The 12,609-nt window shown below is 65.8% G+C and carries 11 protein-coding genes; 8 read left to right on the top strand and 3 right to left on the bottom strand.

Features of this window, described 5'->3' with window-relative positions:
* The first annotated feature begins 64 nt into the window (after positions 1–64).
* Positions 65–850: a type I methionyl aminopeptidase gene (gene map / locus G332_RS0110840; protein WP_019627015.1), complete on the top strand. Its 786-nt coding sequence runs from the start codon at positions 65–67 to the stop codon at positions 848–850.
* 45 nt (positions 851–895) lie between these two features.
* Positions 896–3,571 carry a [protein-PII] uridylyltransferase gene (gene glnD / locus G332_RS0110835; protein WP_019627014.1) on the top strand — a complete coding sequence of 892 codons (2,676 nt, stop codon included), beginning with the start codon at positions 896–898 and terminating at the stop codon, positions 3,569–3,571.
* A gap of 182 nt (positions 3,572–3,753) precedes the next feature.
* Here the strand turns inward: glnD and G332_RS0110830 are convergent, their stop codons facing one another.
* Entirely contained in the window at positions 3,754–4,476 is a 723-nt protein-coding gene (locus G332_RS0110830; protein WP_019627013.1) for an OmpA family protein, read from the bottom strand.
* Positions 4,476–5,546, bottom strand: a complete 1,071-nt coding sequence (locus tag G332_RS0110825; RefSeq protein ID WP_019627012.1) for a hypothetical protein — start codon at positions 5,544–5,546, stop codon at positions 4,476–4,478. Before G332_RS0110825 ends, G332_RS0110830 begins: the two co-directional genes overlap by 1 nt.
* A gap of 388 nt (positions 5,547–5,934) precedes the next feature.
* On the opposite strand from G332_RS0110825, the gene wrbA reads away from it, so the two are divergent.
* From wrbA to hpnC, 6 genes are all read left to right on the top strand, one after another.
* Entirely contained in the window at positions 5,935–6,555 is a 621-nt protein-coding gene (gene wrbA / locus G332_RS0110820) for an NAD(P)H:quinone oxidoreductase (RefSeq protein ID WP_019627011.1), read from the top strand.
* A 119-nt stretch (positions 6,556–6,674) separates the two neighbouring features.
* A complete protein-coding gene (locus G332_RS0110815) occupies positions 6,675–7,067 on the top strand; it encodes a DoxX family protein (RefSeq protein WP_019627010.1) in 393 nt (130 codons plus the stop codon).
* Positions 7,068–7,151: 84 nt separating this feature from the next.
* Positions 7,152–8,477 (top strand): TRZ/ATZ family hydrolase, encoded by a 1,326-nt coding sequence (locus G332_RS0110810; protein WP_019627009.1) that lies wholly within the window; start codon positions 7,152–7,154, stop codon positions 8,475–8,477.
* 322 nt (positions 8,478–8,799) lie between these two features.
* Positions 8,800–9,540 (top strand): bifunctional 2-polyprenyl-6-hydroxyphenol methylase/3-demethylubiquinol 3-O-methyltransferase UbiG, encoded by a 741-nt coding sequence (ubiG, locus tag G332_RS0110805; RefSeq protein ID WP_019627008.1) that lies wholly within the window; start codon positions 8,800–8,802, stop codon positions 9,538–9,540.
* The gene (locus G332_RS0110800; protein WP_026340798.1) at positions 9,537–10,226 is read left to right on the top strand and encodes an HAD family hydrolase; all 690 of its coding nucleotides are present in this window, start codon (positions 9,537–9,539) and stop codon (positions 10,224–10,226) included. The genes ubiG and G332_RS0110800 overlap by 4 nt, the downstream gene beginning before the upstream one ends.
* Before the next feature lie 28 nt (positions 10,227–10,254).
* Complete coding sequence (hpnC, locus tag G332_RS0110795) at positions 10,255–11,112, top strand: squalene synthase HpnC (RefSeq protein ID WP_026340797.1); 858 nt, start codon at positions 10,255–10,257, stop codon at positions 11,110–11,112.
* 12 nt (positions 11,113–11,124) lie between these two features.
* Here the strand turns inward: hpnC and hemN are convergent, their stop codons facing one another.
* Positions 11,125–12,513 (bottom strand): oxygen-independent coproporphyrinogen III oxidase, encoded by a 1,389-nt coding sequence (gene hemN, locus G332_RS0110790; RefSeq protein WP_019627005.1) that lies wholly within the window; start codon positions 12,511–12,513, stop codon positions 11,125–11,127.
* Between the last annotated feature and the right edge of the window lie 96 nt (positions 12,514–12,609).

The raw sequence follows: 12,609 nt of genomic DNA, 5'->3' as shown, positions 1-12,609 counted from the left end.
ATAGCATAGGACCCTGATTCGAACCAAACGCCGAGGCCCTCAGGGCGCCGCGGCGGGAGCCCTCATGTCCGTTTCCATCAAGACCCCCGAAGAGATCGACCACATGCGCGTCGCCGGACGCCTGGCCGCCGAAGTGCTCGAGATGATCGAGCCCCATGTCCAGGCCGGCATAACGACCGGGGAACTGGACCGGATCTGCCACGACTACATCGTGAACACCCAGGGCGCCATCCCCGCACCGCTCAATTACCGTGGCTTTCCGAAGTCGATCTGCACCTCGGTCAACCATCAGGTCTGTCACGGTATCCCGGGTGACCGCAAGCTCAAGAACGGCGATATCCTCAATATCGACATCACCGTGATCAAGAACGGCTTTCACGGCGACACCAGCCGCATGTTCGTGATCGGCAAGGCCGGCATTCAGGCCCAGCGAGTCATCGACGTCGCCCGCACCAGCATGTACCTGGGCATTCAGCAGGTGCGCCCGGGCGCCACGCTGGGGGACATTGGCCACGCCATCCAGCAGTACGCCGAAGCCCGGCGCTGCTCCGTGGTGCGCGAGTTCTGCGGCCACGGGATCGGCCGTGGCTTTCACGAAGACCCGCAGGTCCTGCACTACGGCAAGCCCGGCACCGGCATGGCGCTGGAAGAAGGCATGTGTTTCACCATCGAACCGATGATCAACGCCGGTCGCCGGCATACCCGCATCCTCGCGGATGGCTGGACCGCCGTGACCAAGGACCACAGCCCCTCCGCCCAGTGGGAACACACCATCCTGGTCACCGCCGACGGCTACGAGATCCTGACCCTGCGCAAGGACGAGACCCCGCCCCAGGAGATCGCAGCCTGATCGCTGCCCGGTTCGTCCACCCGTCTGCCTATTAAAGGAGATCCCATGAATCCCGCAGGCAGCACCTCCGGCGAACTGGAAACCCCGGCCTTCACCCCGGACTGGGGCGACGACTACCAGCGCCTCAGTCGCAACCCGGGTAACATTGCCCTTTTCCGAGACCGCCGCAAGGCCATCCTGGAACAGCAATACCAGGGCTTCCGCGACGGCATGCCCATCGCCGACCTGATCCATGGCCACGCGCGGCGCATCGACGAACTGCTCAAACTGATCTGGGCTCAGAAGGGCCTCGCGGACGACGACCATCTCTGCCTGGTCGCGGTTGGTGGCTACGGGCGCGGCGAGCTTCACCCCGCCTCCGATATCGATATCCAGATCATCATGGAAGGTGTCAGCGATCGCGCCTACTTTGAGCGCATCAGCGAATTTGTCACCTTCCTCTGGGATATCGGCATCGAGGTCGGACACAGCGTTCGCAGCATCGAGGACTGTAGCCGCGAGGCACGCGACGACATCACGGTCGCCACCAACCTTATCGAAGCCCGATACCTCGCGGGCCATCTGGGCCTGTTCAACGACTTTCGCAACGCCATCGAACCGGACCGGATCTGGGATTCCCGCAGCTTCTACGCCGCCAAGCTGGCGGAGCAGCAGGCCCGCCACCGGCGCTTCGGCGAGACCGCCTACCGCCTCGAGCCGAACGTGAAGGAAGGCCCCGGCGGCCTGCGCGACATTCAGATGATCGGCTGGGTCACCAAGCGCCACTATGCAGCCGAGCGGATCGAGGAACTGGTCTCCCTCGGCTTCCTGCGCGAGGGCGAGTTCCGCGAGATGATGGAGGGGCAGAACTTCCTCTGGCGCGTGCGCTTCGCGCTGCACATGCTGACCGACCGCCGCGAGGATCGGCTGCTGTTCGACCTGCAACGCCAGCTGGCCAACACCTTCGGCTTCGTGGACCAGAACCACAACCGCGCCGTCGAACAGTTCATGCAGCGCTACTTCCGCACCATCAACGACCTGGAACGCCTGAACGAGCTGCTCCTGCAGCACTTCAACGAGGCCATCCTCGACGACCCGCAGTCACTGCAGGAGCCGGTACGCATTCACCAGCGCTTTCAGACCCGTGGCGGCTACCTGGAGGCCGCCCACGACCAGGTCTTCATGATCTATCCCCCGGCACTGCTGGAGGTCTTCCGGCTGCTCCAGGAACACCCCGAGATCCAGGGCATACGCGCCTCCACCATCCGCCTGATCCGCGCCCACCGCCACCTGATCGACGGCCACTTCCGGCGCAACCCGGTGTGCCGCGGCCTGTTCATGGACATCCTGCGCGCACCCCGCGGAATCACCAGCCAGCTCCGGCGCATGAATCGCTACGGCGTACTGGGCAACTACCTGCCCGCCTTCGGCCGAATTATCGGCCGCATGCAGTACGACCTGTTTCACGCCTACACCGTCGACGAACACACGCTGAACGTGGTGCGCAATGCGCGGCGCCTGGCATTGCCGGAATTTGCCCACGAGCAGCCGCTGGCCAGCCGCATCCATGCCGACCTGGAACGACCGGACCGCCTGGTCCTCGCAGCCCTGTTTCACGACATTGCCAAGGGTCGCGGCGGCGACCATTCCGAGCTCGGCGCCCACGACGCCCTGCACTTCTGCCAGCAACACGGGTTGTCGGATGCAGATGCCACCACGGTCGCATGGCTGGTGCGCTCGCACCTGCTGATGTCGCTGACGGCGCAGCGCAAGGACCTCTCCGACCCCGAGGTGGTGCGCGATTTCGCGCGCGAGGTACGCACGCGCGAGCGTCTGGACCTCCTGTATCTCCTCACCATCGCCGACATCCGCGGGACCAACCCGGAGCTCTGGAACAGCTGGAAGGATTCCCTGCTGCAGACCCTGTACCACGCAGCCCGCACAGTGCTGGAACGCGGTCTGGACACCGCGCCCGACCTGGAAGAACAGATCAGTCAGACCCGTGCCGAGGCCCTGGAGCAGCTTCAGCGTCAGGGGTTCGACACCGCACGCGCACGCGCGTTGTGGGACGAACTGGACGACGAATATTTCCTGCGCCATTCCGCCGACGAGATCGCCTGGCACGGCCAGGCCCTGCTCTCACCCGCCGCCTCCGAACTTCCGCTGATCCTGGTGCGACCCAAGACCTCGCGCGGGAGCACCGAGATCTTCGTCTACGCCGACGACCACCCACAGATCTTCGCCCGCATCACCAGCACCCTGACCCAACTGGGCCTCGATATCGTGGATGCCCGCATCATCACCACCGCGGGCGGTCGCACCCTGGATACCTTCCTGGTGCTCGAAGGCGGCGGCGGGCAAACGGTCGATGCCGGCTACCGCTGCGAAGAGATCCGCACCACCCTGGATCAGGAACTGCGCCAGCCCCACCGTCCCAGTACGCCAGTCACACGACAGTTACCGCGCCGGCTGAAGCATTTCGATATCGACACCCGCATCGAATTCGAGCCCGCCCCCAGCGGCCAGGCGACCCGCATGCGGCTGCGTGCACTGGACCGGCCCGGCCTGCTTTCCACCATCGGTCACATCCTGGCGGACCTGGATATCGACGTCAGCACCGCCCGCATCGCCACCGCCGGGGAACAGGTCGAGGACAGCTTTCTGCTCAGTCGGCCAGGCCGACAGCCACTAACCCGCGCAGAGCAGAAAACACTGCGCGAGGCCCTGCTGGCCGCGCTTTGACCCATACCGCCTGTCCCAGGAAATAACGGATCGCGGAACCTGGAGTGCCACCCCCGAAAGGGCTCGGCCGCCTGTGGTGGCGCAGGAACGGCGTTACCGCTCCCATGTGCAGCATGACTGCCCGGTGGTCACCGCACCCTGTTCTTACCCAAAAGCGACGCAGCGGCGAGCATGCACCCGAATCACTGCTTCCCCAGCAGACGTGTCTCGAAATCCGTGAGAATGCTGAACTCGACACGCCTCGAGGCTGCTCGATCCTCCTCGCCCCGGGCGTCCAGGATACGCCGCGAGGACGACAGCCCCACCGCCGCCACTCGGGACCGGAACCACTCATCCTCCCGCAGCGGCTCCAGCTGGTAGGCATACTCCAGCACCGCCCGCGTACGCCTCTGACTCAAGTCCATATTGCCGAAATAGGACTCCAGCTCGTCCTCGCTACCGGCCCACTCACTGGAGGTATGCCCCTCGATCCGCACCTCACGGATCACCTCCGCAAACGGTCGCAACTGATCCGCGTATCGCGGGATAAAGTCCGCCAGGATGGCCTCGAAGCGCGGCTGAATACGCGCCGAGCTGCGTTCGAACAGGACCTCGGGTTCACGAAAACGCAGCGTCAGGCTGGCGCGATCCAGCTCCGCATTCCAGCGCGGAAGGTCCTCGCGGAATTCCGCCTCCAGAACCGAATAGATCGCCTCGCGCAACGCCGCAGCCTCGTCCCGCACCTCGGTATGCGCGGCACTCTCGCGTTCCACCTGAACCATATGCAACAGCGCCAGGAACAGGAAGATCATCATCAGTGCCGCCATCAAGTCCGCGACCGCGAGCCAGTGCGAACCCTGATCCGCTTCGGGACCCCCCGGATCGCCCCGCTGCCCCCCCCGTATTGTCAGCACCCGGGGCATCATCAAACCGTCTCTTCCGCCGTGATCGCGGACGCAGCACGATGCCGCCTCTGTACCGCCTGCCCTGCCCGGACCGCATTTTCGATGCTCTCGAGCATCGCCTCCAGCCGCGCATCCATGGCCGGGAAGGCCTCCGAGGCACGGTCGCGCAATGCGGCAATGCTGCCCAGCAAGGCCTCCAGCTCGACGGTCTCGCGCCGCAGGCTGGCCAGCGTCGCCTCCTGATCCTCGACGTGACGGGTGATCTGCAGGGCCTGCCCGGTCATGCGCTCAAGGGTGCGCTCCGTCTGTTCGACCCCGCTGTGTGCCTGCTCGAAGGCCCGCTGCAGACTGTTCATCTGCTCGCGGTAGCGCTCCTGCCATTCGACCAGGCGCTCCACTGATGCATCCAGACGCCGGAAATTTTCCCCGAACTGCTCGCCCAGGCGGCTGTTGAAGTCGTGGATGACCCGTTCCAGGGCCGCGACCAGATGAGTACTGCTCAACTCCGTCAGGCGCTCGGCCATCGCATCCAGCGCCTCGAGCAACGCCTGATGCTGCCCATCAAGCCGTGCCTCCAGCCGCTGGTCGAGCTGCCTCACCGCATCCGCCGTTGCCAGCGCCGCATCACGCTGCTGCGCCATCCAGTGCAGCCACTCGGTCCGGTCCACAGTGCCCGCGTGAGGGGCGCGCTGAGTCGTGTCCACCGCCGCCGACCCCGCCTGCGCATCCGGCCCCGGCGCCAGCACCTGCACCAGGCGCAGCAACGCCGACAGCAGGATGCCCACGATACTGGTGACAAATGCGAGCTTGAGGCCCTCCAGCAGCGCCGGGATGCTCGCCTCCACGCGGCCGGAGTCAAAGTCCAGCAGTCCGATGGCGACCCCCAGGAAGGTCCCGAGAATCCCCAGCGTCGTCAGCAACGCCGGCGCCGCCCCCTGCAGGGCGCGCGCCCGCCGCAGCGCAGTCGCCAGCAACGCCAGCAGAAACAGCCCGAACAACAGCAACGTAAAAAACCCGATTACGGTCATCGGACTCATGCCCTGCAGCGTCGCCAGCAGGGCTTCGGCAATTCGGTCCAGCATCCCGGTCATTCAGATCCTCCGCACCCCGGACCTCCCTGTCAGGCGCCCGCGGGTCACTCATCTGTATTCGACGGGATCCGAAGCAAGAAAAACGCCACCTTGAACAACATCGCACGCACGCGGACTTGTAAACGCAAAACAACAAAAGTCCGACGACAAGAACACGAACAAACGGTCCCGCATCGCTGCAGACGTCGAACTCTTGACGCCCTGCCTGCGGTGCGATGCGGACTGGTTCTCGGGCTCCGAAAAAGGCCCGGGTCCCGGCGCGCCCGGCAGGCCGCGCAAACCATTCGATTTATTCGAAATATTTACGGCCATTTTCGCCATTTTCATACGGCTCAATCGGATCTATTGTGGTGTTTACAGCGGACATCCAAACAAAGGAGATCACCACATGAGCACCAGGATTCTGGTCCTGTACTATTCCACCTGGGGGCATATCGAACAGATGGCCGAGGCCGTCGCACGAGGCGCAAGCGAAGTGTCCGGGACCGAGGTCACCATCAAGCGTGTGCCGGAACTGATGCCCGAAGACACCGCCCGCAATGCGGGAGCCAAACTCGACCAGGCGGCGCCGATCGCGACACCGGAAGAGCTGGCCGATTACGATGCCATCATCATTGGCACCCCCACCCGCTTCGGTCGCATGTCCGCTCAGATGGCGAACTTCCTGGACCAGACCGGAGCCCTGTGGTTCGGCGACAAGCTGGTCGGCAAGATCGGCAGCGTGTTTGGTTCCACCGCCTCGCAGCATGGCGGACAGGAAACCACGCTGATTTCGACTATTGTCAACCTGATGCACTATGGAATGACGATCGTCGGCCTGCCCTACACCGAGAAGCGCCTGCTCGACATGTCCGCGGTCAGCGGTGGTACGCCATACGGCGCCACCACCCTGGCCGACGGCGACGGCTCGCGCCAGCCCAGCGAGAACGAACTCGCCATGGCAGCATCACAGGGCCGTCACGTGGCCGACGTGGCGCGTGCCCAGCGCCTGGGGCGTGCAGCCAGCTGAGAGCCGCATGACCCCAGCACCGGGCAGGCCCTTACGGACACCCGCAGATGTCACAACGGGGTGATGTGCATAGGGAAACACCGACAGGGACATACTGAATCCACAAGGAGAGCATTGCGATGGACAACACATTCGACGACAGCGGGAAACTCATCCTGCGTCTCGCCCTCGGCATCCTGATTCTCATGCACGGCATTGCCAAGGTGACGGGCGACATCAGCGGCATCGAGGGCATGCTGGTCACTGCAGGCCTGCCTGCCATCCTCGCCTACGGCGTCTACGTCGGGGAAGTCCTGGCGCCCATCCTGGTGATCCTCGGACTGTATGCCCGGATCGGTGCGTTGCTGATCGCAATCACCATGGTCTTTGCGATTGGCCTGGCGCACGCCGACGAGCTCTTCCTCCTGACCGCGACCGGGGGTTGGGCCCTGGAACTGCAGGGGATGTTCCTGTTCGCCGCCATTGCCCTGGTCCTGACCGGCCCGGGCCGTCTGTCCATCAACCGCTTGTAACCGGCCCGTTCACCACCCGGGGCGGCGCAACGCCGCCCCTTTCGGGTACCATGCGCTCCCCTGGACCGCGTGCACGAGCCTTGTATGCCCGATACCCCGATCCTGATTCTGACCGCGCCCCGGATTCTCCCGGTCGTTCCCCGAAACACGGTACTCGAAGACCATGCACTGGTCGTACGCGACGGCGTAATCACCGCCGTGCTGCCGCAGAACGAGGCCAGGGCGCAATATCCGGAAGCCGCTTTCCAGGATCACCCCGGTCAGGCGCTGATTCCCGGCCTGGTGAATGCGCATACCCATTCCGGCATGAGCCTGCTGCGCGGCGTGGGCAGCGACCGCCCGCTGATGGAATGGCTCAAGGGCTACATCTGGCCGGCCGAGAGCAAACTGCTTTCGCCCGAGTTCGTGCGTTCCGGAACCCGACTGGCAGTCGCCGAGATGCTGCGCGGCGGCACCACCTGTTTCGGCGACATGTATCTCTTTGTCGAAGATGCCGCGCGGGTCGTGGACGAAACCGGCATTCGCGCCTCGCTGGGGCTGACCGTGTTCGATTTTCCGACCCCCTGGGCCCGCACCGCCGATGAATACTTCCAGCGCGGGGCGGACGTCGTGCATGCCTGGGGAGACCACCCCCGCATCCATTTCAACGTGGCGCCGCACGCACCGTACACCGTGGGCGATGCCAGCCTGGAGCGCGTGGCGGCCCGCGCACACGAGCTGCGCGTACCCATCCACATGCATGTCCACGAGACCGCCAGCGAGGTCGACGACAGCCTGCGCGACCAGGGTGAACGCCCCCTGACGCGTCTGGCGCGCCTTGGCATGCTGGATCAACCGTTCATCGCGGTCCACATGACCCAGATAGCTGACAGTGACCTCGATCTCCTGCAGGGACGTCCGGTATCCATCGCGCATTGCCCGGAATCCAATCTCAAACTGGCTTCGGGCTTCTGCCCCGTCGCCCGTCTGCAGGCCGCGGGTATCAATGTCGCCCTGGGGACCGACGGCACCGCCTCCAACAACGATCTCGACATGATCGGGGAGATGCGCACCGCTGCACTCCTGGCCAAGGGCGTCAGCAGCGATGCCTCCGCGTTGCCCGCCAGCGCCGCCCTGGAGATGGCCACGCTGGGCAGCGCCCGCGCCCTCGGGCTGGACGATCGCATCGGATCGCTGGAGGCGGGCAAGCAGGCCGATATCGTGGCCGTAGACCTGCAGGCGCCGGAACTGCAGCCCGCGCATGACCCCTGCGCCCAGATCGTGTACGCCGCGACCCGCGACGCGGTGCGCAGCGTCTATGTCGCCGGCCGGCCGTTGCTCCGCGACCGCCAACTGCTTACGCTGGACCTGCACGCGCTCCATGCCGAAGCCGAATACTGGCGCACACGGGTCCAGGGAAACACGGATTAATGTACACACACGCGCTGGCACCCCGGGTTTGCCGAGACCAGGCGCGTCCTGCAGCGGGTAGTGGTTCTACCGCGCCAGCGGCGCAAAGCAGGACCGGGGAACCCGGGCTGTCAACCTCGCAACGTCATCAACGCGGGGGCTCGGCCACCCGTTGTTATCAAAAACGGGCGCGGGAACGACGTAGCGGCGCCCTTGTGCAGAATGACCGCACACCAGTCATCGCGCCCTGTTCGAACGCAAAAACGACGCGGCAGCGAGCGTGTACATTCATCCGTGTTTCCCTTGAGACACCACGGCCCCCCACTGCCTGATCGAGATGCCCATGAGCCCCGAGCCCGAATCCCATCGTCACGACAACGTCGATCACGCCGAGATCTACAAGTTTGCGCATCGCGCGCGGGAGTGGTGGGACCCGAACGGGGCCTTCGCCACCCTGCATGCGATCAACCCCCTGCGCCTGGAATGGATCGATCGGCACGCCGGACTGGAGGACAGGACGGTTGTGGACGTCGGCTGTGGCGCCGGCATCCTGTCCGAGTCCATGGCCGTGCGCGGCGCGCAGGTGACCGGCCTGGATGCCGGCGCCGAACACCTGGAAGTCGCGCGTGAACACGCCCACGAGGCCGGGCTGAAGATCCATTACCTGCACACCACCGCCGAGGCCCACGCGGAACATCATGCCGGCGGCTACGACATCGTCACCTGCCTGGAAATGCTGGAACACGTACCCGACCCCGAGGCCGTGATCGACGCCCTGGTGCGCCTGGTGCGCCCCGGCGGCTGGCTGTTCCTGTCCACCATCAACCGCACCCCGCGAGCGTTCGCCGAGGCCATCGTCGGGGCCGAATACGTCCTCAACATGCTGCCGGCGGGCACGCACGAATATGCACGCTTCATCCGCCCCTCGGAGCTAGGCGCAGCCCTGCGCCGCCACGGCTTCCGCGTAACCGCCATGACCGGCCTCACCTACTCGCCCCTGAGCGGTCAGTACCGCCTGGTCCCGCGCACCGACGTAAACTACCTGATGGCCGCACGCCGCGAAGAAGCCGCAGGCCCCGCATGAGACGCCGGCTCGGATCGGTGCTGTTCGACCTGGATGGCACCCTGCTCGACACCGCACCCGACATGCACGCGGCGCTGGTCCGGCTGATGGCCGAGCACGACCGCGCCCCGCTGCCCTTCGAGCACGTGCGCAACCATGTTTCGCATGGATCGCAGGCACTGGTCGCGCTCGGGTTTCCGGATGCCGAGCCGGACTTCGCCGAACACCTGAAAAAGCGCTACCTCGAGATCTATGCCCGCGACCTGTGCCAGGCCACCCGTCTGTTCCCCGGTCTGTCTGACCTGCTGGAGGCCTGCGAGGATCGCGGCTGGTCCCTGGGGGTTGTGACCAACAAGCCCGGCTGGCTCACCGATCCGCTGCTGGACGCCCTGGGCCTGCATACACGCATGGCGACGGTCATCAGCGGCGACACCCTGCCCCGGCGCAAACCGTCACCGGAGCCCATGTGGCTGGCCGCCCGCCAGACCGGGCTGCCACCCGCACATCACTGCTACTGGGGGGATGCCGAGCGCGACATCGCCGCTGGCCGCGCCGCCGGCATGGCTACACTCATCGCCGGCTGGGGCTACATCGATGCCGATCAGACACCGGAGCAATGGGGTGCCGATGCCCGCCTGGAGCACCCTGATGCATTCTGGCCCTGGTATACCGACACCTGCACTCCGGAGACCGGAATTGCGAGCTAACAGTAGTGTGAGCGGCCGCAATGCGCCCATGCCGACCCGCGTCAAGGCCGCCTACCGCCATTGCCGTAGGCGCGCCGCGGCCCATTACGAGAACTTTCCGGTGGCCTCGTGGCTGCTGCCCCGCCACCTGCGGGGCCCGGTCGCCGCGATCTACTGCTTTGCCCGCGACGCCGATGACCTGGCAGACGAAGACCCGCGCCCGGTCGCCGCGCGCCGCGCAGATCTGCTCGCAATGCAGGAGCGTGTGGAGATCCTCGAGGACCCGGCCGCCGAACACGACCCGGAGTGGATTGCGCTGGCCGATGCGCGCGCCCGCTTCGACCTCCCCGCCGCACCCTTCCGCGACCTGATTGACGCCTTTCTCCAGGATCTGGAGCAGACCCGGTACGCCAGTTTTGGCGAGGTCATGGACTATTGCCGGCGCTCGGCGAACCCGGTCGGACGCCTGATGCTTCACCTCGAGGGCGAGCCCACCGAGCCGATGCTCGGCTACTCGGACGCGATCTGCACGGCGCTGCAGCTGATCAATTTCTACCAGGACCTGCAGCAGGACCTGCGCGAAAACAATCGCATCTACCTGCCGCAGGACGAGATGGACCAGTACGGGGTGACCGAGGCCATGCTCGCCGCCGGCCAGACCCGCTTCCAGCTACGCAACCTGATGCAGTTCCAGTACGCCCGCGCCGACCGCCTGCTGCGGGCGGGCGCACCCCTGGGCGGCCTGCTGCGCGGGCGCATGGGGCTGGAGATTCGCGCCATCATCAACGGTGGTGCCCGCGTCCTCTGGCGCCTGCGTCAGCAGGACGACGTCTTCGCCCGCCCACGACTGCGCGTCCGTGATTTCTGGGTCATCTTCGCCCACAGCCTGCGCCCGCGGCGGCGCTAATCGGCCCGGTATTCAGACCACACGCGAGTACCGCGGCCGCTCCTCGCGCGGCAGATAGGCATCGAAGGCCATCGCGATGTTGCGCAGTAACAGGCGCCCGCGTGGCTGCACCTGCAGGGCCTGGGCATCGATGTCCAGGAGACCGTCCGCCTGCATCTGCCCCAGGCGCTCGAGGGCATCCTCGAAGGTTGCGTGAAAGTCGATCCCGTGGCGCGCCTCGATCGCGGCGAAGTCGATCCGGGAATGGCACATCAATTCGCGGATCACATCCCGTCGCAACTGGTCATCGGCTGTCAGCTCCAGGCCGCGGAACACGGGCAGACGGCCCGCCTCCAGGCGCGCCTGCCAGGCCTCGACCTCGCGCAGGTTCTGGCTGTAGCTGTTCCCGACCCGGCCGATGGCCGTCGGCCCCAGCGCCACCAGGTCGTACTCCGCCCGGGTCGAATAACCCTGAAAGTTGCGCTGCAGCGTGCCCGCGCGCTGGGCCACGGCCAGCTCGTCGTCCGGCAGCGCGAAGTGATCCATACCGATGTAGACATAGCCGGCCGCCGTGAGCCGCTCGATGGTCGCCTCGAGAATCGCCAGCTTCTCCGCAGGTGCCGGCAGGTCCGCCTCGCGGATCTGCCGCTGCGTCTTGAACATCTCCGGCAGATGCGCGTAGTTGTAGATCGCCAGGCGCTCCGGGCGCAGCTCCAGCACCCGCTCCAGGGTCTCGGTGTAGGTCGCCACTGTCTGCAGCGGCAGGCCATAGATCAGGTCCACATTGGTGGACACGAACCCGTTGGCGCGGGCCTCGCGCACCGCCTGCTCGGTCACTGCGAACGGCTGGATGCGGTTCACCGCCCTCTGTACATCCGGGTTCACATCCTGCACCCCGAGCGAGATCCGGTTGAAGCCCAGCCTGGCCAGATGGGCGAGCGTATCCGGCCCCACCGCCCGCGGGTCGATCTCGATCGAAAATTCGCGCTCGGGTCCGGTATCCAGCCAGAAATACCGCGCCAGGGTCTGCATGACCCGTGCGAGGTCGGCGTCCGACAGATAGGTGGGCGTCCCCCCGCCAAAATGTAACTGGCGTACCGGGCGCGCAGTGCCAAACAGCTCGGCCTGTAGTGCGATCTCCCGTTCCAGGGCCTCCAGGTAGGCCTCCGCCCGGCGGTAATTCCCGGTTATGACCTTGTTGCACGCACAGTAGAAGCACACGGTGTCACAGAACGGCACATGCACGTACAGCGACAGTGGTGCATGCGGGTCTGCCGCGCTGTTTTCCTGCGCCACGCGGGCATAGGTCCGGGCATCGAACCCCTCGTGGAACTGCGGAGCGGTGGGATACGAGGTGTAGCGCGGACCGCTGACGTCATAGCGGCGCAGCAGCTCCGGGTCGAATACCAGACGTTGTTCCATACGAGCCTCCGGTGCGGCGGATAGCGCCGATGGCCACCCGTTCGCGAACCAGACTACCGGACCCGGAGCCGCACCCGCTTGATGCAGGTCAACCGC

Origin of the sequence: Thioalkalivibrio sp. ALJT (assembly GCF_000381825.1) — a bacterium.
GTDB lineage: Bacteria > Pseudomonadota > Gammaproteobacteria > Ectothiorhodospirales > Ectothiorhodospiraceae > Thioalkalivibrio.
The sequence above is the reverse complement of the archived record's forward strand: the minus strand, read 5'-3'. Positions and strand labels throughout refer to the sequence as shown.

What these genes read in the sequence shown, in the direction of transcription:
- map (WP_019627015.1), top strand. Translation starts at nt 65, where the DNA reads ATGTCCGTTTCCATCAAGACCCCCGAAGAGATCGACCACATGCGCGTC.
- glnD (WP_019627014.1), top strand. Translation starts at nt 896, where the DNA reads ATGAATCCCGCAGGCAGCACCTCCGGCGAACTGGAAACCCCGGCCTTC.
- G332_RS0110830 (WP_019627013.1), bottom strand. Translation starts at nt 4,476, where the DNA reads ATGATGCCCCGGGTGCTGACAATACGGGGGGGGCAGCGGGGCGATCCG.
- G332_RS0110825 (WP_019627012.1), bottom strand. Translation starts at nt 5,546, where the DNA reads ATGACCGGGATGCTGGACCGAATTGCCGAAGCCCTGCTGGCGACGCTG.
- wrbA (WP_019627011.1), top strand. Translation starts at nt 5,935, where the DNA reads ATGAGCACCAGGATTCTGGTCCTGTACTATTCCACCTGGGGGCATATC.
- G332_RS0110815 (WP_019627010.1), top strand. Translation starts at nt 6,675, where the DNA reads ATGGACAACACATTCGACGACAGCGGGAAACTCATCCTGCGTCTCGCC.
- G332_RS0110810 (WP_019627009.1), top strand. Translation starts at nt 7,152, where the DNA reads ATGCCCGATACCCCGATCCTGATTCTGACCGCGCCCCGGATTCTCCCG.
- ubiG (WP_019627008.1), top strand. Translation starts at nt 8,800, where the DNA reads ATGAGCCCCGAGCCCGAATCCCATCGTCACGACAACGTCGATCACGCC.
- G332_RS0110800 (WP_026340798.1), top strand. Translation starts at nt 9,537, where the DNA reads ATGAGACGCCGGCTCGGATCGGTGCTGTTCGACCTGGATGGCACCCTG.
- hpnC (WP_026340797.1), top strand. Translation starts at nt 10,255, where the DNA reads ATGCCGACCCGCGTCAAGGCCGCCTACCGCCATTGCCGTAGGCGCGCC.
- hemN (WP_019627005.1), bottom strand. Translation starts at nt 12,513, where the DNA reads ATGGAACAACGTCTGGTATTCGACCCGGAGCTGCTGCGCCGCTATGAC.